The organism is Actinoplanes sp. NPDC019969 (assembly GCF_055562375.1).
Genome location: NZ_JBVHFK010000001.1, coordinates 1,272,356 through 1,291,048, shown reverse-complemented (window position 1 = coordinate 1,291,048; position 18,693 = coordinate 1,272,356). Strand labels below are relative to the sequence as shown.

The 18,693-nt window shown below is 69.4% G+C and carries 19 protein-coding genes and 1 tRNA gene; 9 read left to right on the top strand and 11 right to left on the bottom strand.

Annotated features, from left to right (window positions below; translation table 11 throughout):
• Positions 1 to 26 precede the first annotated feature (26 nt).
• Both ACZ3II_RS06140 and ACZ3II_RS06135 read right to left on the bottom strand, forming a co-directional pair.
• Entirely contained in the window at positions 27 to 1,883 is a 1,857-nt protein-coding gene (locus tag ACZ3II_RS06140) for an acyl-CoA dehydrogenase (protein ID WP_465516484.1), read from the bottom strand.
• Between the two features lie 434 nt (positions 1,884 to 2,317).
• Entirely contained in the window at positions 2,318 to 3,457 is a 1,140-nt protein-coding gene (locus tag ACZ3II_RS06135) for a PP2C family protein-serine/threonine phosphatase (RefSeq protein WP_465516483.1), read from the bottom strand.
• A 106-nt stretch (positions 3,458 to 3,563) separates the two neighbouring features.
• Here ACZ3II_RS06135 and ACZ3II_RS06130 point away from each other — a divergent pair, with 106 nt between their 5' ends.
• Complete coding sequence (locus ACZ3II_RS06130) at positions 3,564 to 4,100, top strand: phosphoribosyltransferase (protein ID WP_465516482.1); 537 nt, start codon at positions 3,564 to 3,566, stop codon at positions 4,098 to 4,100.
• Here ACZ3II_RS06130 and ACZ3II_RS06125 read toward each other — a convergent pair.
• Complete coding sequence (locus ACZ3II_RS06125; protein WP_465516628.1) at positions 4,097 to 4,387, bottom strand: YciI family protein; 291 nt, start codon at positions 4,385 to 4,387, stop codon at positions 4,097 to 4,099. The genes ACZ3II_RS06130 and ACZ3II_RS06125 overlap by 4 nt on opposite strands.
• Positions 4,388 to 4,497: 110 nt before the next feature.
• Between ACZ3II_RS06125 and ACZ3II_RS06120 the strand changes: the two genes are divergently transcribed.
• Positions 4,498 to 4,980, top strand: coding sequence for a YcxB family protein (locus tag ACZ3II_RS06120; protein WP_465516481.1), 483 nt, complete (start codon positions 4,498 to 4,500; stop codon positions 4,978 to 4,980).
• 52 nt (positions 4,981 to 5,032) lie between these two features.
• Here ACZ3II_RS06120 and dcd read toward each other — a convergent pair whose 3' ends face one another.
• A complete protein-coding gene (dcd, locus tag ACZ3II_RS06115) occupies positions 5,033 to 5,611 on the bottom strand; it encodes a dCTP deaminase (protein WP_465516480.1) in 579 nt (192 codons plus the stop codon).
• Between the two features lie 75 nt (positions 5,612 to 5,686).
• Between dcd and ACZ3II_RS06110 the strand changes: the two genes are divergently transcribed.
• Positions 5,687 to 6,196, top strand: coding sequence for a pyridoxamine 5'-phosphate oxidase family protein (locus ACZ3II_RS06110; RefSeq protein ID WP_465516479.1), 510 nt, complete (start codon positions 5,687 to 5,689; stop codon positions 6,194 to 6,196).
• Positions 6,197 to 6,346: 150 nt separating this feature from the next.
• A tRNA-Gly gene (locus tag ACZ3II_RS06105) sits at positions 6,347 to 6,417 on the top strand.
• 170 nt (positions 6,418 to 6,587) lie between these two features.
• On the opposite strand, the gene ACZ3II_RS06100 is transcribed toward ACZ3II_RS06105, so the two are convergent.
• The 5 genes from ACZ3II_RS06100 to ACZ3II_RS06080 all read right to left on the bottom strand — a co-directional run bounded on the left by ACZ3II_RS06100 (position 6,588) and on the right by ACZ3II_RS06080 (position 11,830).
• Positions 6,588 to 6,893: a hypothetical protein gene (locus tag ACZ3II_RS06100; protein WP_465516478.1), complete on the bottom strand. Its 306-nt coding sequence runs from the start codon at positions 6,891 to 6,893 to the stop codon at positions 6,588 to 6,590.
• 136 nt (positions 6,894 to 7,029) lie between these two features.
• Positions 7,030 to 8,277, bottom strand: coding sequence for a phospholipase D-like domain-containing protein (locus ACZ3II_RS06095; protein WP_465516477.1), 1,248 nt, complete (start codon positions 8,275 to 8,277; stop codon positions 7,030 to 7,032).
• A 90-nt stretch (positions 8,278 to 8,367) separates the two neighbouring features.
• Entirely contained in the window at positions 8,368 to 9,273 is a 906-nt protein-coding gene (locus ACZ3II_RS06090; protein WP_465516476.1) for a LamG-like jellyroll fold domain-containing protein, read from the bottom strand.
• Positions 9,274 to 9,385: 112 nt separating this feature from the next.
• Entirely contained in the window at positions 9,386 to 10,426 is a 1,041-nt protein-coding gene (locus tag ACZ3II_RS06085; RefSeq protein WP_465516475.1) for a hemolysin family protein, read from the bottom strand.
• A 69-nt stretch (positions 10,427 to 10,495) separates the two neighbouring features.
• Positions 10,496 to 11,830 (bottom strand): hemolysin family protein, encoded by a 1,335-nt coding sequence (locus ACZ3II_RS06080; protein ID WP_465516474.1) that lies wholly within the window; start codon positions 11,828 to 11,830, stop codon positions 10,496 to 10,498.
• A gap of 90 nt (positions 11,831 to 11,920) precedes the next feature.
• Here ACZ3II_RS06080 and ACZ3II_RS06075 point away from each other — a divergent pair, with 90 nt between their 5' ends.
• A complete protein-coding gene (locus tag ACZ3II_RS06075; protein ID WP_465516473.1) occupies positions 11,921 to 12,556 on the top strand; it encodes a GOLPH3/VPS74 family protein in 636 nt (211 codons plus the stop codon).
• Between the two features lie 52 nt (positions 12,557 to 12,608).
• On the opposite strand, the gene ACZ3II_RS06070 is transcribed toward ACZ3II_RS06075, so the two are convergent.
• Positions 12,609 to 14,744 carry a (Fe-S)-binding protein gene (locus ACZ3II_RS06070; protein WP_465516472.1) on the bottom strand — a complete coding sequence of 712 codons (2,136 nt, stop codon included), beginning with the start codon at positions 14,742 to 14,744 and terminating at the stop codon, positions 12,609 to 12,611.
• Between the two features lie 176 nt (positions 14,745 to 14,920).
• Positions 14,921 to 15,184, bottom strand: coding sequence for a cell division protein CrgA (locus ACZ3II_RS06065; RefSeq protein WP_043525760.1), 264 nt, complete (start codon positions 15,182 to 15,184; stop codon positions 14,921 to 14,923).
• A gap of 175 nt (positions 15,185 to 15,359) precedes the next feature.
• Between ACZ3II_RS06065 and ACZ3II_RS06060 the strand changes: the two genes are divergently transcribed.
• From ACZ3II_RS06060 to ACZ3II_RS06045, 4 genes are read left to right on the top strand one after another with little or no spacing between them, the layout of a single operon-like run.
• Positions 15,360 to 16,157 carry a DUF881 domain-containing protein gene (locus ACZ3II_RS06060; protein ID WP_465516471.1) on the top strand — a complete coding sequence of 266 codons (798 nt, stop codon included), beginning with the start codon at positions 15,360 to 15,362 and terminating at the stop codon, positions 16,155 to 16,157.
• Positions 16,157 to 17,725: a class E sortase gene (locus ACZ3II_RS06055; RefSeq protein ID WP_465516470.1), complete on the top strand. Its 1,569-nt coding sequence runs from the start codon at positions 16,157 to 16,159 to the stop codon at positions 17,723 to 17,725. The genes ACZ3II_RS06060 and ACZ3II_RS06055 overlap by 1 nt, the downstream gene beginning before the upstream one ends.
• 3 nt (positions 17,726 to 17,728) lie before the next feature.
• The gene (locus ACZ3II_RS06050; protein WP_465516469.1) at positions 17,729 to 17,989 is read left to right on the top strand and encodes a hypothetical protein; all 261 of its coding nucleotides are present in this window, start codon (positions 17,729 to 17,731) and stop codon (positions 17,987 to 17,989) included.
• Positions 17,990 to 17,993: 4 nt separating this feature from the next.
• Positions 17,994 to 18,644: an aminodeoxychorismate/anthranilate synthase component II gene (locus tag ACZ3II_RS06045; RefSeq protein ID WP_465516468.1), complete on the top strand. Its 651-nt coding sequence runs from the start codon at positions 17,994 to 17,996 to the stop codon at positions 18,642 to 18,644.
• Positions 18,645 to 18,693 lie beyond the last annotated feature (49 nt).

Genomic DNA, 18,693 nt, shown 5'->3' with positions numbered 1-18,693 from the left:
TCAGGAGAGTGGGAAAAGCTTTCGGGTCAGAACGCGTCCTCGTCCAGGTCCATCAGGTCGAGGGTGGTGTTCTCGATGACGCGGCGGTCGGCGCCGATCCGCGGCAGGATCTCGCGGGCGAAGAAGCGGGCCGCCGCCACCTTGCCGGTGTAGAACTTCTTGTCCGCGTCGGAGACCTCGGTGTTCAGCGCGTTCAGCGCCACCTCGGCCTGGCGCAGCAGCAGCCACGCGAGGATCACGTCGCCGAGGGCGAGCAGGATCCGGCGGGAGCTCAGGCCGACCTTGTACAGCTCGCGGGCCTCACCGTTCTGCACGGCGCCCAGCCAGCCCAGCGTGACCGTGAGGATCTGCTGCATCTCGCCGAGCGCCTTGCCGAGGGCGAGCCGCTCGTCCTTGAGCTGACCGTTGCCGGCCTCGCTCTCGATGAAGCCCTGGATCTCGGCGGCGAGGGTGCCGAGCGTCCGGCCGCCGTCCTTGACGATCTTGCGGAAGATCAGGTCGAGGCTCTGGATCGCGGTCGTGCCCTCGTACAGGGTGTCGATCTTCGCGTCCCGGACGTACTGCTCCAGCGGGTAGTCCTGGAGGAAGCCGGAACCGCCGAAGGTCTGCAGCGACTCGGCGCCGAGCAGCTCGTATGCCCGCTCGGAACCGACGCCCTTGACCAGCGGCAGCAGGAAGTCGTTGATCTGGCTGGCGAGCTTCGCGGCCTTCTCGTCGCCGGCGGCCTCCGCGATCGCGACCTTGTCCTGCCAGGTCGCGGTGTAGATGACCAGGGCACGCAGGGCCTCGGCGTACGCCTTCTGGGTCATCAGCGAACGGCGTACGTCCGGGTGGTGGGTGATGGTCACGCGCGGCGCGGCCTTGTCACCGTTCTGCACCAGGTCGGCGCCCTGCACGCGGTTCTTCGCGTACTCCAGGGCGTTGAGGTAACCGGTCGACAGGGTGGCGATCGCCTTGGTGCCGACCATCATCCGGGCGTTCTCGATGATCAGGAACATCTGCCGGATGCCCTGGTGCACCTCGCCCAGCAGCCAGCCCTTGGCCGGGGTGCCGTGCTCACCGAAGGTCATCTCGCACGTGTTGGAGACCTTGAGGCCCATCTTGTGCTCGACGTTGGTGGCGTAGACGCCGTTGCGCTCACCGAGCTCGCCGGTCGCCGGGTCGAAGTGGTACTTCGGCACGATGAAGAGCGAGAGACCCTTGGTGCCGGGCCCGCCGACGCCCTCGACGCCCACCGGGCGGGCCAGGACGTAGTGGATAATGTTGTCGCTCAGGTCGTGCTCACCCGAGGTGATGAAGCGCTTCACGCCCTCGATGTGCCACGAGCCGTCCGCCTGCGGGATGGCGCGGGCGCGGCCGGCGCCGACGTCCGAGCCGGCGTCCGGCTCGGTGAGGACCATGGTCGAGCCCCACTGCTTCTCGACGAAGAGCTTGGCCCACTCCTTCTGCTCCTCGGTGCCCTCGTGCCAGATGACGTTGGCGAACGACGGGCCGGACGAGTACATCCAGATGGGGGCGTTGGCGCCCAGGATCTGCTCGGCGACGGCCCAGACGAGGCTGCGCGGCGCCGGGGTGCCGCCGAGGCCGACCGGCAGGTCGAGCCGCCAGAACTCGGAGGCCATGAAGGTCTCGAAGGACTTCTTGAACGACTCCGGCAGCGGCGCGGTGTTGGTCGCCGGGTCGAAGACCGGCGGGTTGCGGTCCGCGTCGGTGTAGCTCGCGGCCAGGTCCTCCCGGGCCAGCCGGTCGACCTCGTTGAGCACATCGCGGGCGCTCTCCAGGTCGAACTCGTCGAACGGCGCCTGGCCGAGCGACTTCTCCGCTCCGAAGACCTCGAACAGGTTGAACTGGAGGTCACGAAGGTTGCTCTTGTAGTGCGTCATGGTGCTTGGCCCCGCTCTCCGGACGCGAGTTACCCGTCAGTAACCCCACTGTATTACTGATCGGTAGGTACCGACAACCCGGGCAGGGTTTCCCGGATATTTCTCTCGGGCCCACCGGTTAGAGGGGGCCTGTCCGTCGGTTCGAGGCCCAAACGCCTCCGATCAGGTGGCATCCGGTACAGCCGTTCGGCCATTTGCGGACTTCGACGCTCAGGCCACGTATCGCCGCGTCCGACTGTTCGTTTCTCCGGATAGACGCTCAACGAACAGGGGGATGCCATGTTCGCCACGATCAAGAGCCTTATCCCGGAGCCCCGCCAGGCGAACCAGCCGCGGCACTACGTCGGCCGGCATCGCCAGCCCGAGCCCGTGCCATCGGCGCCGGCTCCGACCTCTCCGGCCGCGCCGAGCGAGCCCGAGGAGACAGCGGCGGCCTAGCTTCCCGCCGCTCCGACTTCCCAGCTCGGCACCGACACGGCAGCGTTGCCGTCCGGGCCGGCGTACTCCAGCAGGACCAGCGCGATGTCATCCTCGAGACGGCCGTGGACCCAGTCCACCAGCGCCGTCTCCAGCGACACCAGGCCGTCGCCGACCGTGCCGTGACCCAGCAGGCGCCACGCGCGGTCGGCGGTCGGGAAGAACTCACCGTCCCGGCGCGCCTCGCCGAGGCCGTCGGTGAACAGCAGCAGCCGGTCACCCGGCTCCAGCCGCTCCACCCGGGCCTTCACCTCGGGCATGAACCCGAGCGGCGGGGCCGGCGCGGGCGGCTCCAGCGGGATGACCCGGCCCCGGCGCAGCAGCAGCGGGGCGGGGTGTCCACAGTTGACGATGGTCAGCGTGCCGCCGCGCTCCTCGACCAGGGCGGCGGTCACGAAGTCCTCGTCGCCGACGCTGCGGGCCACGGCCTTGTCCAGGTCCTGCACGATCGATCGAAGATCAGGTTTCTCGTACGCGACGTGCCGGTACGACCCCAGCACGATGCTCGCCAGCCGGACCGCGTCCAGGCCCTTCCCACGGACGTCGCCGATGATGATCCGCACCCCGTACGGCGTGTTCAGCGCCTCGTACAGGTCGCCGCCGATGTCCGCCGCCGCGGTCGCCGAGATGTACCGCCCGGCCACCGCCAGCGCGCCCACCTGCGGCCCGACCGGCCGCAGCACCGCCTGCTGGGCCACCGCCGCCAGCCGCAACAGCCCGGCGATCCTCTCGTCCTGCCGCTCCCGGATCGTGGCGCCGGCCGCCGCCACCCCGGTGGCCAGGATGATCCCGACCAGGTTGACCAGTCCGGCCAGTCCCGGCTGACCGGTCGCCCCGTCACTCATGCCGACGAAGACCCCGCCGACCAGGGTCGCGACCGCCCCCGCGCCGAGCACCATCTGCCAGCCGGCGAAGACCGCGGCCAGGAACGGGACCGCCGCCAGGAGCCCGACGAAGTTGGCCCGCGGGCCCTCCGCGAGCTCCACGGCGGACACGACGGCGAGCAGCAGAAGGGCCGCGCCGAGTCCGGCGCGGTTCCCTGGGCTCAGCGGGCGTCGCCCCGCCATGAAAGTCGGCATGGTTCCGCGGATTAGCATGCCCGATCGGCCTCGCGTCGGGTATCAACTTGACCCGTAGGCTGAGGTGGTTCTGACCCACCGGTGGTTTTCGGGTCGTTCGGACGGTCCGACTAGGTTTTATCTCGTGACCGACGATCTCCGCGATCTGCTCCGCAGCGCGTTCCGCTGGACCGAACTCGGCCCCGGCCACGACTACATGGTCAGCGACCGCTCCGGCTGGTGGCGTGACCCCCGGATCCTGGACGGGCTCGGTCCCGCGCTGGCCGGGCTGTTCCGGGCCGAACGGCCGACCGTCGTGGTGTCGCCCGAGGTCACCGGATTCATGGTGGGGCCGCTGGTGGCGCGGGCGCTCGGGGTGGGGTTCGTGGAGGCGTACCGGGCCGGCGCCCGCCGTGCCATCGCCGAGCCGATGATCTGGGCCGACGTCCCCACCGATCACCGCGGCGACGTGCAACGCCTCGGCATCCGGGAGAAACTGGTCGGCCCGGACGACCGGGTCCTCGTCGTCGACGACTGGGCCGCCACCGGCGCCCAGGCCCGTGGCCTGCGCGATCTGCTCGGCTCCCGGTACGCCGGCGCGGCCGTGATCGTCGACGAGTGCCCGCCGGAGGTCTCCGCCGAGCTGTCGATCAGAGGCCTCCTGCGCGGCGACTCCCTCTAGCCTTCGGCGGGGCGCACGCGCTGGTAACCGGCCAGGGCGCCGCGGGACGGGTGCCAGCCGGTCGCGGTGTACGTGGCCAGACCACGCTGGACGTACGGGTCCTTGGCGATCAGCTCCTGCGCCTCCGCCTCGGTGTCCACGTCCAGCAGAATGATGCCGCCGGTCGGCGGGTCGAGCCGGCCCGCCGTGACGGAGTAGCCACCGGCCTCCAGCTCGGCGACGTAGGTGAGGTGGTCCGCACGCGCCGCGTCCACCTCGGCGAGCGGCTTCTGGTAGGTCGAGATCATCAGATACACGCCGCCATCGTAGATCCAGCGCCCGGAGGATCGGACCGCCCGATATTTACCGACCGTCCGGGTAGTGACGTTTTACCGATCAGGATGGCTACCTTTCAGAGGTGCAGATCCAGATCACCGCGGTTTCCGACGCGTCGCTGACCGAGGCCGCCGCCCGGCACGGCCTGCGCCGTCCGGTGCTGTTCGCCCGACTGCTCGGGTGGGCGATCCTGCTGTTCACCGTGCTGCTGCTGGCCGTCACCGGCGACCTCGACCCGGTGCTGCTGACCGGTGGCGCGGCCCTCGCCGTCGCGGTCCCGCTGGCCCTGCTCAACCTCACCGCCCGGAACCTGCGGTCCGGGCCGCTCACCACCTACGAGATCAGCGACGGCGGCATCGCCAGTTCGGACGCCGAGAGCCGGCATGCGTACGCCTGGCGTGCCTTCCGCTCCGTCGAGGAACTCTCCGGGCAGTTGCTGTTCCGCCTGCGCGGGGCCCGGCTCCTGCCGGTCCCGACCGCCGGGCTCAGCCCCGCGCAGATCGAACAGGTTCTCGGCGCCGCCTCGGCCCGTGGGCTCCGGGTGCACCGCCGCCCCGCGACCTGACCAGCGTGTGTATTTCGGGCGCGCATAGCGTCCGAAATACACACGCTCGGGGTCAGCTGGTCGGCCAGGTACGGAAGTTCAGCGCCGAGCGGCTCGCCGTCGGGCCGCGCTGACCCTGATAGCGCGAGCCGTACAGGGCCGAACCGTACGGATGCTCGGCCGGGCTGGACAGCCGGAAGATGCACAGCTGGCCGATCTTCATCCCCGGCCACAGCTTGATCGGCAGATTGGCCACGTTGGAGAGCTCCAGCGTGACGTGCCCGGAGAACCCCGGGTCGATGAAGCCCGCGGTCGAATGGGTCAGCAGGCCGAGCCGTCCCAGACTGCTCTTGCCCTCCAGCCGCGCCGCCAGGTCGTGTCCGAGAGTGACCACTTCCAGCGTCGACGCCAGCACGAACTCGCCCGGGTGCAGCACGAACGGCTGACCGTCCACCACCTCCACCGGCGCGGTCAGCTCGTCCTGCTGCTCCGCCGGGTCGATGTGCGTGTAGAGGTGGTTGTTGAACACCCGGAAGAAGCGGTCCAGCCGAACGTCGATGCTGGACGGCTGCATGAGCGCCGGCTCGAACGGCTCGAGTGCGAGGCCCCCTGATTTGATCTCAGCGGCCAGGTCACGGTCGGAGAGCAGCATCGCAACACCATACCGACCTGCCCGAATCGGCGTGTTCGCTGGCCGCGTCGAACATGTGTTCGATAGAATGCGGGTATGGCTTCCTGGTCCGATTTCGCGGTCGCCGAGCCCACGCTCGCCGACGGCATCCGTGCGCTCCTGCAGCAGTACGGCCCCGGCATGGGCTACCTGGCGACGATCCGCCCCGACGGTGGCCCCCGGGTCCACCCGATCTCGCCGGTCTTCACCGACGACGGGCTCTACTGCTTCATCGTCGACTCCCCGAAACGCCGCGACCTGGAACGCGACGGGCGCTACGCCCTCCACGCCTACCCACCCGAGGACAACGACGACGAGGCGTGCCTGACCGGCCGGGCGATCCCGGTCCGCGATCCGCTCACCGTCACCCAGTTGGCCGGCGCCCTGCACGCCTCACCCGACGTCGACTGGCGCCTGTTCGAGCTGACCATCGACACCGCGATGCTGCGCCGCCACGGCCCGGCGGGCGCGCTGCCGCTGGCCGCCACCCCGTTCCTCCCGGCCTATGCCCGCACATGGAAGGCCCCCCGACAGCAGTTACGCCCGACCCTCGCCATCGCCGGCTGACCGCCTTCTCGTTCCCCGCCCCCTCCGATCGGCCACCCGCTCCCGCTTCGCCGCGACAGGGGTTGACCGTTTCCGCATGGCGCGCCCCCGCCCGGATTCCGAGGGGCGCGCCGCCACCGAGTCGGATAATCAGGTACAGTGAGGCAGCTTGCGGGTGTAGTTCAATGGCAGAACATCAGCTTCCCAAGCTGACAGTGCGGGTTCGATTCCCGTCACCCGCTCGGAGTCGAGAGGCCCCTGTCCACGGAGTGCGTGGACGGGGGCCTCCTCGCCTTTCAGCCTGGGGCCGAGCCCTCAGACCCCGCGTTACGGTGCGGCCGATCGGCGGTGGTCACCCTGGAAATGCGTGGGCTCCGCAACCTTCCCGCGCTGGGGCTGCGCTGCAGCGGAGCTATGCGGAATGGTTTCGGCGAGGGGTTGCCGGGTCCTTGTCGTTCGTCGTGACCAGGTGCCAGTGGCCGGACAGCAGGCGGTTGGCCTCGGCGATGAACGAGGTCCGGTTGGCGGCGCTGGTGAAGCGAAGCGTCACCTGGTTCCCGTTGCGCCGCCAGTCACCCTCCCCGGTGCCGCCCCAGCCGATCTGCTTGAAATTGGCCGTCTCGCAATGTTGGCAGAGGGCTCTGAGCAGATGCAGCACGGCGATGTCCGCCGTGCTGACGGTTGCGCTGAACCGGTAGGCCGCGTGGTTCGCTCCCATCGACCGCTTCCTCTCGTAACCGACAGAGGTCGCGAGCATACGAACCCTTGACCATCTCCGCGGTCCCCGCGTGTGTGGTTCGGGCGTGCGGTGCGCCCGAACCACACACGTTGGAGACCGGCTTCGTACTGGTTCGTCAGCAGCCGGGGTTGGAGGCGGCGCAAGCGGTGCCGTTGTTGTAGGCGTCGTTGAAGTGGGTGTAGTAGGCGTTGTAGAGCGGGTGCGACGTCGCCGGCTCCGGGGCCATCTTCACGAAGATCTCTTCGTTGTCGGTGAGGGCGTCGGCGCTCCAGTTCTGCGAACCGGTGTAGACGCGGTACTGGTAGGTGCTGCCGAACTTGGCGTAGAGGGCGAAGAACTTGTCGTGCACCTTCGCCTTCTTGCGGATCTTGATGCCGGCGCCCAGCAGGTCCTGGTAGACGCTTTCGGTCATGTTGATGGAGCCGTCGTCCTTGGTGCCGACGACCATCCAGATCTGGCAGCCGGACGACTTGAACTTCTTCACCAGGCTGACCAGGCCGGGACGGCCCGAGGTGACGAACGACATGCCGATGCGCAGACGGCAGTCCGCGTCGGGGGTGGCGTCGTTGAGGCGGGTGACGATGGTGTCGGTCTCGCCGGCCTGCTCGGGTGAGGCGTACGCGTCCGCGGCGGCGGCCTGGTAGTAGCCACGGCCCGACGCGGAGTCGTAGTAGTCGTTGCTCGCGTAGTGCTTGCGGTTCCACATGTCGGTGAAGTTGGCGTTGAAACCGTTGTAGAGCGCGGTGTCGCCGTACACCGTGATGGTGTTGTTGAACGAGTCGGGACCGGTCGCGTAGGTCAGGTTCGCCGAACCAAACCACGAGACGTTGGTGCGCGCGACGCCGTTCGGGTCGGTCGTGGAGCTGAAGGTGAACATCTTCGTGTGCATGTCACCGTCGGCGCTGGTGCTGATGCAGGCGCGCCCGTCGCCGTACGTGCAGAACTTGTGATTGGTCAGGGTCTTGATCGCCGCGACAGCGGTGTTGCCGTCGGCGTCCAGGTCCTTGTTCTTCCCGTCGATGACGACGGACACGTTGACGTTGCGGTTCTGCGCGTTCACCAGCGCGTTCGCCACCGCCGGAATGCTCAGCGAGTGGATCGTGCCACGGATCGTCGACGTCGCGGGCGCGGCGTTGATCAGCCGGATCAGCTCGTTGGTGATGGTGTGGTCACGGTTGCTGAACGCGGGCGGGTTGTTGAAATGCGCCCAGACCGGATATCCGCCGATCGTCACCCCGGCCGAGGAGACGGCCGCGGCTCCGGCGATCGGGTCCTCGGCGGCCGTCGCCGCGGACGGCAGGCCGAGGGTCGCGGTGGTCAGAGCCAGGGCCATGCCGGCCCGCAGGAACAGGTGTCGCCGCAAGAGAATTGCCTCCCCGTCGTTCACAAGCATTACGAGAGTGGGAGTATGGCGGGATCTTCGACGAGCGTCAATCTCCTGTTCAGAGCCTGTTCAGCCGGCGAATGACGGTGTGTCACCGATGGCGATGAAGACGTCGTCGATCGCGCCGGCGAACTGATCGTTTCCGGGCGCCGGCCCCTTGCCGCCGACCCGCAGCGGCTCGGCGTTGGCGATGGCCAGCTGGGACGGCACCGGCACCCAGGCCCGGGGCGCGCCGTCGACGAACATGATCAAGCGGGTGGCGGTACGGCGGCACTCCAGGTCGTGCCAGACACCGTCGGCGACGTTGATCCACGGTTCGGCCCGGTAGATCCGGGCCCGCGGGCCGGCGATCACACAGCTCGGGTGCCCCTGCCGGTGGTCGACCTGGAGCTTGTACTGGCTGACGCCGCCGACCGAGTACCCCTTCTGCAGGACGTTCGCCCCGTCGGCGAGGTCGGCATGAGTCATCAGGATCGACGCGCCGTAGCGCAACGACCGGGTGCCCGGGTTGAGGCTGTCGTCGCGCAGGCCTTCGAGGATCGCCCGGGGGCAGTCCCGTTCCCGGGGGAGGCTGCATCGGTCCGGATAGGCGACGGCAAGACCAGACCCTTGGGGTACGAGTCTCAGCGCGCCCCCGTTCTGCCCGAGCGGGCGCAGCTCGTGCCCACCGCCGGTATCGGCGATCGGGCGGCCGACCCCGTCGTCGAAGTCGTAGTGCACCTCGAACGGCCCGCCGGCGATCCGGATCCGGCCGGGCGGAACGGGTGCGGAGAAGGCGCCGGCGTTGCTCAGGAAACCCGGCCGGGCCCGGCTGGGGGCGGGCGCCGTGGCACTGGCCGCCGGCTGGCTGAACCCGGCGGCCGGCGGTGGCCCGGCGACCGATGGGGTGCGCTGCAGGAGAAGCGTGATCGCGCCCAGGGCCAGCGACGCGGACAGGACGCCTGTCGATACAGTGTGCCGCCGTAAGTGAAGCATGAAGGCTATTGTCCGGATTGTCTCCTGAGGACCGAACCGCAACACCGGGAACCGGCAAATACACCCGTACGCGTTCGCCCGATCCACCGAATCCGTTGCGGGGTAACGGAAATCACCGCATCCGTGCCGCCGCATGCGCCGCGCCGGCCGGCTCGCCGATCACCGCGTGCAGCACGTCGTCCAAAGTGATCACTCCGAGCGGCCGCTGCCCGTCGCTGACCAGCACGATGTGCAGGCGGTCCCGGCGCATGGTGAGCAGCAGGTCGGCCAGGCTCCGATCCGGCGGCACCACACCGAGCGGCCGGATCACCTCCGGCGGGATGGGCAGGCGGCGCTGTGCTCCGGCGTACCCCAAGATGTCTTTGACGTGCACGAAGCCCAGCACCCGCCGGGTGTCGCGCTGCACCACCGGGAACCGGGACCGCCCGCTGCGGGTCGCCACCGCCTCCAGGGTCGCCGGTGACACGTCGGCGGCCACCGTCGTCACCCGGGACCAGGGCAGCAGCGTGTCGGCGGCGGTGCGGTCGCTGAGGCCGAGAGCGGCGTGGATGCGGGCGTACTGCTCGGAGCCGAGCAGACCCTCGCTGCGCGCCTGGGTGACCATGCCGGCCAGCTCCTCGGCGGTGAAGACGGTCTTGACCGCGTCGGTCGTCTCGATCTTCCACAGCTTGAGGATCATCGTGGAGGCCCAGCGCATCGCGTTGAGCAGCGGCTTGGTGGCGGTGCAGAACGCCAGCATGAACGGGCCCAGGATGAGCGCGGAGCGTTCCGGGCCGGCCAGCGTGATGTTCTTCGGGACCATCTCGCCGACCACGGTGTGCAGGAACGTCACGATGATCAGGGCGAGCACGAACGCGATCGGGTGCACCGCGTTCTCCGGCAGGCCGATCGCATGGAACGGCCCTTCCATCAGGTGCGCCACGGTCGGCTCGGCGATCGCGCCCAGCACCAGGGTGCAGATGGTGATGCCGAGCTGCGCCCCGGCGATCATCAGCGGGATCTGGCTCATCGCGGACAGCGCCCAGCGGGCCGCCTTCGACGTCTCGGCGAGTGGTTCCAGAGCGGTCCGCCGGGACGCGATCAGCGCGAACTCGCCGCCGACGAACAACCCGTTCCCCACCAGCAGCACCGCGACGAACAACAGCTCTGTCATGGCGCCGCCTCCGCTGCGCTCCGCCGTCGCCATGCCTTGGGAACCGAGCCGGCTGATTCGTTCGCAAGCTCACTCATGGGAAGACTCCACCGGCGCGACCACGCGCACCTGCTCGATCCGGTGCCGGTCGACCTCCATCACGGTGAACTCCCACCCGTGCTCCTCCAGCGACTCACCGGCGACCGGGATGTGGCCCAGGCGGGCGAGCAGGAAACCGGCCAGCGTCTCGTACGGCCCCTCGGGCAGCCGGAACCCGGTCTGCTCGTGCACCTCGTCCTCCCGCAGGAGACCGTCGACCAGGAACGTCTTCTCCCCGCCGGGGGCGGTCAGCTCGCTGGTCCCGGTCTCGTCGAGGTCGGTGTCGTACTCGTCGGCGATCTCCCCGACCAGTTCCTCGATCAGGTCCTCGGTGCTGACGACGCCGTCGGTGCCGCCGTACTCGTCGACGACGATGGCCAGGTCGGCGCCGGCCGCCCGAAGCGCCTCCAGCACCTTGTCCAGCCCGAGGCTCTCCGGCACGTAGACCGGCTCGCGGGCCAGGGCGGAGACCCGGGTGGCGGCCCGGCGCTCGGGCGGGACACCCAGCGCGTCGTTCACACCGACCACACCGGTGACGGCGTCGAGGGTGTTCTCGTACACCGGGAAGCGGGTGTGGCCCGTCTCCCGGGCCACCGTGATCAGGTCGGCGACGCTGGCCGTGGTCTTCAGGCCGACCACGTCGACCCGCGGGGTCATCGCCTTGGCGGCGCGTTTCTCGCCGAACCGGATGGTGCGGCGCAGCAGAGTGGCCGTCTCGGTGGGAAGCGCCCCGGCCGAGGCGCTGATCGCGGCGAGCAGGCCCAGCTCCTCCGGTGAACGGGCGCTGGCGAGTTCCTCCTGCGGCTCGATGCCGAGCCGGCGGACCAGCCAGTTCGCGGTGCCGTTGAGCGCCGCGATCAGCCATTTCAGCAGGGTCGAGAAGGCCCGCAGCGGCCCGGCGGTGCGCAGCGCGATGCCCATCGGGCGGGCCAGCGCCGCGTTCTTCGGGACCAGCTCGCCGAAGAGCATCGACAGCAGCGTCGCCACGACCAGGGCGAGAATGTGCGTGATGGTGTCGGTCGCGTCGCCGGCGATCGGCTCCACCACCGGGTTGAAGATCGTCGAGAGGGCCGGCTGGGCCAGGTAGCCGGTGAGCAGCGCGGTGAGCGTGATGCCGAGCTGGGCGCCGGAGAGCTGGAAGGACAGCTCGTGCAGGGCGGTGCGGACCTTGCCGGCCTGCCGGTCGCCGGCGGTGGCCCGGACGTCGATCTCCACCCGGTCCACGGTGACCAACCCGAACTCGGCCGCCACGAAGAACGCGTTGCCCATCGTGAGCAGCGCGAACGCCACCAACGGGAGCACCGCGGTCAGGAACAGCCCGTCCATGATCGCTTCACCTCGGCCCTCATTGTGCCGGACCGGGACCACCCACCACTAACCGTGCCGGGTGTGACATCCCGTCCTAATCTTCGGTTCATGAACCTCATGGAAGAGTTCACGCTCCTCGCGTTCGACGACGACGGTCGCAAGATCTTCGACGGCACCCGGCTCGATTACACCCTCGGTGGGGCGGTCCTGCTCGAATTGGCGCTGGCCGGACGTATCACGGTGATGGACAGGAAGGTGGTGGTCCAGGACGCCGCGACGACGGGCGACGCGCTGCTCGACGAGGGCCTGGCACGGATCGCCACCGACCCCAAGAGCCGTAAACCCGGCTACTGGGTTCCGAAACTCGCCAAGGGAACGCGGCAGCGGGTGCTCGACCGTCTCGTCACCTCCGGCGTGCTGCGGGTCGAACAGGGCAAGGTCATGATCATCTTTCCGCGGACCCGGTACCCGTCGGCCGCCGGTGGCGAGCCGGTGGTGGAGACGGAGGCCCGGCAGCGCATGCGGGCGGCCATCGAGGGAACGGGCGCGGCTGACGCCCGTACCGCCGCGCTCTGTGCTCTGGTCGCCGCAAGCGGCACCAGCCGCAAGGTCTTCGCCGACCTGGACCGGAAGCTGGTCAAGAAGCGGTTGAAGGACCTCGGCGAGGGCATGTGGGCTGCCGCCGCGGTGAAGAAGGCGATCGACGAGGTCTATGCCGCGGCGAGCGCTGCCGCCGCCGCCTGAAACGTGCGAAGGCCGCCGGTCATGCTGACCGGCGGCCTCTCGACGGGAGGGCTCAGACGTCCTGCTTGAGCGAGCGGAGCAGGACGGTGGCCACGTCGACCACCTCGACCTCCTCCTGCTTGCCCTTGCCGGTGACGCCGTCGCCGATCATCGTGTAGCAGAACGGGCAGCCCACGGCGATCGTCTTCGCGCCGGTGGCCAGGGCCTCCTCGGTGCGCTCGACGTTGATCCGCTTGCCGATCCGCTCCTCCATCCACATCCGGGCGCCGCCGGCGCCGCAGCAGAAGGAACGTTCCTGGTTGCGCGGCATCTCGACCACGTTCGCGGCTTCCCCGAGGACCTCACGCGGCGCGTCGAACACCCGGTTGTGCCGGCCCAGGTAGCAGGGGTCGTGGTAGGTCACGTCGCCCTCGATCGGCTGAACCGGGGTGAGCTTGCCTTCCTTGACCAGGTGAGCCAGCAGCTGGGTGTGGTGGACCACTTCGACCTTGAGACCCAGCTGCTCGTACTCGTTGCCGAGGGTGTTGAAGCAGTGCGGACAGGTCGCGACGATCTTCTTGACCTCCGCTTCCTGAAGCGTCTCGACGTTCTGCTGGGCCAGCATCTGGAAGATGAACTCGTTACCGATCCGGCGGGCCGGGTCACCGGTGCAGGTCTCCCCCTCGCCGAGGATCGCGTAGGAGACGCCGGCCTCGTTGAGCAGCGTCGCGACCGCGCGGGTGGTCTTCTTGGCCCGGTCCTCGAACGCGCCGGCGCAGCCGACCCAGAACAGGTACTCGAACTCCTCGACCTCGCCGACCCGCGGCACCTCGAAGTCCAGGCCCTTGGTCCAGTCCTCGCGGGTGTTCTGCGGGGCGCCCCACGGGTTGCCCTTGTTCTCCAGGTTGCGGAGCATGACGCCGGCCTCGGACGGGAAGCTCGACTCGATGAGCACCTGGTAACGCCGCATGTCGACGATGTGGTCGATGTGCTCGATGTCGACCGGGCACTGCTCGACGCAGGCACCGCAGGTGGTGCAGGACCACAGCACGTCCGGGTCGATGACGCCCTGGTCCTCGGCGGTGCCGATCAGCGGCCGGTTGCCCTCGGCGAGAGCGAGGACGTCCATGTGCGCGAGCTGCGCCTCGGTCGCCTTCTCCTCACCCATCAGGTCCTTGCCGCCGCCGGCGAGGAGATAAGGAGCTTTGGCGTACGCGTGATCGCGCAGGCTGAGCACCAGCAGTTTCGGTGACAGCGGCTTGGCGGTGTTCCACGCGGGGCACTGCGACTGGCAGCGGCCGCACTCGGTGCAGGTGGAGAAGTCGAGCAGACCCTTCCAGGTGAACTGCTCGACCTGGTTGACGCCGAAGAGGTCCTTCTCCGGGTCGGCCTCCTCGAAGTCCAGGGGCTTGCCGTCGCTCATCATCGGCTTCAGCGCGCCGAGACCGGAACCGGCCGGCTTCTCCGGGCTGCGCTTGAAGTAGATGTTGAAGAACGCCAGGAACCGGTGCCAGGCGACACCCATCGTCGGGTTCAGCGAGATGGTGATCAGCCAGCTCATCGAGATCAGGATCTTGATGAGCGCCATCCAGGTGGCGCCGTCGGACCAGGCCGGGAGCACCGAGCCGATGGCGTGGCTGAGCGGGGTGGCCCACACCGGGTACTCGAAGTGGTCGGTGGCGACCTTGAAGCCCCGGATCAGGAACCCGAAGATCAGGACGCCGACGATGATCGCCTCGACGAAGTACGCCTGCCACATGGTCGAGCCGAGGAACCGGCTCCGCTTGACCGCGCCCGGCTTCTGCCGCTGGCGGACGAACACCAGGTAGAGGATGCCGATCGTGCCGAGGATCCCGATCCACTCGGTGACCAGGCCGAACACCACCCAGTGACCGATGATCGGCAGGCCCAGGTCCGGGTCCACCACCTCGAAGTACGCCTCGAGCACCAGCGACGACAGGATGACGAACGAGACCATCACGAACCAGTGGGCCGCGCCGATCGCGCTCCACTTCAGCATCCTGGTGTGACCGACGGTCTCCACCAGCATGGTCTTGGTCCGGGTCTTCGGATCCTGGAAGCGGGCGGGGTCGGGCTGGCCCTGCCGGATCACGGCGGTGATCGTCATGACGGCCTTGACCGCCAGGTAGACGGCTACCACCGTGATTGCCGCCGCTAAGACGGTGGCGATTATCTGCGCGTAGCCCATCTGGTTGTGCCTCCTCGGTCGGCGGTGCGCCAGCCCATGTTACTCACGAGTAATAGACGGGCGCGCGCCGATGGTCAAGGGAGTGCGCCCCCACGCCGAAAGCGCACCCCACGCAAGGCGGGGGTGCGCTCGCTTCTGCAGTTTTTCACCGACCGCGTGACCGCGGACTGTGACATTTACCGCCAGCGGGAGAGCAGACCCAGGGAGGCCACCATGCAGCCGAAGCCGACGGCAAGGTTCCAGTACTCCCAGCTGGCCACCGGCCATTGCTGCGAGGACAGGTAATAGACGACCAGCCAGGCGATGCCGACGACGATCAGGGTCACCGCGGTGACCGGCAGCCAGACCGGACTCGGCTTGTTGGACGCACCCTTGACCGCTGGAGCGATGTCCGTCGGCGGGGTGTAGACCTTCTTCTTGCGAACCTGTGACTTCGGCACGGTGCTCTCCTGAGGGCAACAAGTGGTGAACAACCCACCGCTGAGCGGCTTCGGAAGTCCCGAATGCTGCCCGTGGCGAATACTGTTCGCCAGCTAGCGTAGTCAAGGCAGTGCGCGGACAGGCACCCGCCGGGGCGAGAAAATACCCCGCGCGTCTGTTTCTGAGGGGGACTGGGTGGTCGTTCAAGGAGGTGGAGCCTCCTGGCAGCTCGTTTTCCGGCGGCTCGCACGCGGGCTGCGGCCCCGGCGCGGCCGCCGCAGATCCGTCTGGTCGGTCGGTGTCCCGCTGATCGCGCTGGCGGCCGGCCTGCTGTTCACGACGTCCGCGACCACCGCCGACGGTACGGCACTACGCGACGACCGCCGGCTGCAACTGACGCAATTGATCGCGGAGAAGCGCAAGCGCCTGGAGGCCGGCGAGAAGAAGGCCGCCGACCTGCTCGCCCAGGTCGACCGGGAGACCGCCCGCCTGACCGCGCTGGACGCGCCCGCCCAGAACCACGCCGTCGCGCTGCGCCAGACGGCCGGCTTCTCGCAGCTGACCGGGCCGGGCATGACGGTCACGCTCAACGACTCGCCGCGCCGGGGTTCCGACTTCGGCGACAACGCCCCGGACAATGACGACCTGGTCGTGCACCAGGGCGATGTCCAGGCCGTCGTCAACGCGTTGTGGGCCGGCGGGGCGGAGGCTATGACGATCATGGATGTCCGGGTGATCTCCACGAGCGCGGTACGCTGTGTCGGCAACACGCTGCTCCTTCACGGCCAGGTCTTCTCACCGCCTTTCAAGATCACCGCGATCGGCGAACCCACAGCGATGAGTCGTGCGTTGGATTCCGCGGAGGGTGTCAGGGAGTTCCGGCAGGCCGCCGCCGACTTCGGGCTCGGTTACACGGAAAATGTGGAGAAGAACGTGACAGTGCAGGCGTACGACGGATCGACCGACCTCCGATCGGCGCAGGCCGCCCAGTGATGGTTCCCCCCGAGCAGCCCACCGGCCGGTCCGGCCGGCACCGCGCCCCGGACTCCGACGGGCAGACCGCGTACATCCCCCGGATCACCGACGCCTCGCCGGACGGCGTGCCCGGCGGCCCGCTCGCGCCGCCGATCGGCCTCGGCGGCAACGTCGACCCCCGCCCGGCCCGGCCCGCGCTGGACGACATCAGCACCGCGGCCGCGGCCGCCCGGCGGCGCGCCGCCTTCGATCCGGCGCCGGCAGCCGCCCCGCAGCCGCCTTCCGTCCTGCCGCCGACGGCCCCCGCAGCCGATCTGGGCGCCTCGGCCACCCCCGGGCCCACCGAGACCCCCACCCGGCCGGTCTCGCCGCCCAGCGAGCCGCTCAGGGCCCCACGGGCGGCCACCCCGTCGACCGGCCCGGAGACCCACGGCGGTGAGACGACGGCGTGGGCGCCTCTCGACGCGCGGACCGACCAGGCGCTCCAGGGCTGGTCCCGGGCCGGCTCGGCCTGGCCGCCGCCGGAGACCCCGGCTCCCGCCCCGGCTCCGGCCTGGGCGGCCGGACCGACGAAGGATCCGAGCGTCACCACGGTCATCCGCACCATCGACGCCCCGACCGGCATCCTGCCCACCGTCACCCCGGCCAAGCCCGCCACCCCGCCGCCGGGGAGCGCGGCCCAGGCCGCCCGCGAGGCGGCCGGCCCGGACGCCGTGGTCGGCGCGGCATCGGTGACCGCGGTCCCGGTGCCGCCGAAGCCCGTCGCCGACCCCGGGGACGGCCTGCCCGACCTGACCGAGCCCGAGCCGGTGAAACGCGGCGAGCGGGTGGTCAAGCTCCGGCCGGAGCAGACCGAAGAGGGCTACAAGAGCGTCTATTCCGAGCTGACCCGGCCGAGTGTCGGCTCGCGGATCCGCGCCGGCATCCGCACCTCCGGCGAGCTGATGATCACCTTCGGGCTGGTCGTCCTGCTCTTCGCCGGTTACCAGGTCTTCGGCAACTCGGCAGCGGTCGACTCCGAGCAGGACAGCCTCACCCAGGAGCTGGACCAGGCCTGGGCCGACCCGACCGTGGCGCCGACCGCGAGCACCCCCACCAAGCAGGGCCCGGCCGCGCCCGGCGCGAACCTGGTCGGCCGCCTCTACATCCCGAAACTCGACAAGAAGTGGGTGGTCGTCGACGGCGTGCAGCCCGACGACATCCGCTACGCGCCGGGCCACTACCCGGAGACCGCGAAGCCCGGCCAGGTCGGCAACTTCTCGGTCGCCGGCCACCGGGTGCGGAAGATCTTCTGGCGGCTCGACGAGATGCAGGACGGCGACGTCATCGGCGTCGAGACCCGGGACAGCTGGTACGTCTATCACGTCTACCAGCAGGAGGTCGTCAAGCCGCACCAGGTCGAGGTGGTCGCCGCGGTCCCCGGCAAGCCGAAGGCCAAACCGACCAAGGCGCTGCTCACCCTCACCACCTGCAACCCGAAGTTCAACAACTACGAGCGCCTGATCATCCATGCCGAGCTGGTCAAGACGGTTCCGCGGAACCAGGCCCTGCCGGACGCGGGCATGCCGGCCGAGATGAAGGCCTGAGGCATGTACGCGTGGATCTGGCGGAAGCTCCCGGGCGGCCTCTGGGCCAAGGTGACCTGCTCACTGGTGCTGGTCACGGCCGTCGGCGCCCTGCTGTGGTACGTGGTGTTCCCCTGGGCCACCCCGCTGCTGCCGTTCGACGACGTGCAGGTCGAGGCCGGCACCGGTGAGGACGCCGGCTCCACCGTTCCCGGCGACGAAGGTTCCGACGAGCTGCCCTACAGCACCACCTCCAATCAGCCCCATCCGAGCTCCAGCAGGTGATGACGTGCGCATTCTGGTGATCGACAACTACGACTCGTTCGTCTTCAACCTGGTCCAATACCTGGAACAGCTCGGCGCGGAGTGCGAGGTCCGGCGCAACGACGAGATCACGGTGGCCGAGGCTGGCGGGTTCGGCGCGGCGGGCATCCTGCTCTCCCCCGGCCCCGGCGAGCCGACCCGCGCCGGGATCATGATGGACGTGATCCAGGAGTACGCCGGGAAGATTCCGATGTTCGGCGTCTGCCTGGGCCATCAGGCGATCGGGGCGGCGTTCGGCGCGACCGTCACCCGCGCGCCCGAGCTGCTGCACGGCAAGACCTCCGAGGTCCACCACAAGGGCACCGGTGTGCTCGCCGGGCTGCCCGATCCGTTCACCGCCACCCGGTACCACTCGCTCGCGGTCCTGCCGGAGACGCTACCCGCCGAGATCGAGGTGACCGGCACGACCTGCTCCGGCGTGGTGATGGCGATGCGGCACCGGGACCTGCCGATCGAGGGCGTCCAGTTCCACCCCGAATCGGTACTGACCGAGGGCGGCCACACCATGCTGGCGAACTGGCTGGCCTCGTGCGGGCTGCCGTCGGCCCTGGAGAAGGCCCCACCCCTGGCCGCCGAGGTGGAGACCCGCCGCCGCTCGGCCTTCGCAACCGCTTGACGTAAAAGGCCGGTGACCCCCGCTCGGGGGTCACCGGCCTTTTCGCGTC

Bases quoted from the DNA above. Each gene is read 5' to 3' on its own strand.
- ACZ3II_RS06140 (WP_465516484.1), bottom strand. From the start codon at position 1,883: ATGACGCACTACAAGAGCAACCTTCGTGACCTCCAGTTCAACCTGTTC.
- ACZ3II_RS06135 (WP_465516483.1), bottom strand. From the start codon at position 3,457: ATGCTAATCCGCGGAACCATGCCGACTTTCATGGCGGGGCGACGCCCG.
- ACZ3II_RS06125 (WP_465516628.1), bottom strand. From the start codon at position 4,387: ATGATCTCGACCTACCAGAAGCCGCTCGCCGAGGTGGACGCGGCGCGT.
- dcd (WP_465516480.1), bottom strand. From the start codon at position 5,611: ATGCTGCTCTCCGACCGTGACCTGGCCGCTGAGATCAAATCAGGGGGC.
- ACZ3II_RS06110 (WP_465516479.1), top strand. From the start codon at position 5,687: ATGGCTTCCTGGTCCGATTTCGCGGTCGCCGAGCCCACGCTCGCCGAC.
- ACZ3II_RS06100 (WP_465516478.1), bottom strand. From the start codon at position 6,893: ATGGGAGCGAACCACGCGGCCTACCGGTTCAGCGCAACCGTCAGCACG.
- ACZ3II_RS06090 (WP_465516476.1), bottom strand. From the start codon at position 9,273: ATGCTTCACTTACGGCGGCACACTGTATCGACAGGCGTCCTGTCCGCG.
- ACZ3II_RS06085 (WP_465516475.1), bottom strand. From the start codon at position 10,426: ATGACAGAGCTGTTGTTCGTCGCGGTGCTGCTGGTGGGGAACGGGTTG.
- ACZ3II_RS06080 (WP_465516474.1), bottom strand. From the start codon at position 11,830: ATGGACGGGCTGTTCCTGACCGCGGTGCTCCCGTTGGTGGCGTTCGCG.
- ACZ3II_RS06075 (WP_465516473.1), top strand. From the start codon at position 11,921: ATGAACCTCATGGAAGAGTTCACGCTCCTCGCGTTCGACGACGACGGT.
- ACZ3II_RS06070 (WP_465516472.1), bottom strand. From the start codon at position 14,744: ATGGGCTACGCGCAGATAATCGCCACCGTCTTAGCGGCGGCAATCACG.
- ACZ3II_RS06055 (WP_465516470.1), top strand. From the start codon at position 16,157: ATGGTTCCCCCCGAGCAGCCCACCGGCCGGTCCGGCCGGCACCGCGCC.
- ACZ3II_RS06050 (WP_465516469.1), top strand. From the start codon at position 17,729: ATGTACGCGTGGATCTGGCGGAAGCTCCCGGGCGGCCTCTGGGCCAAG.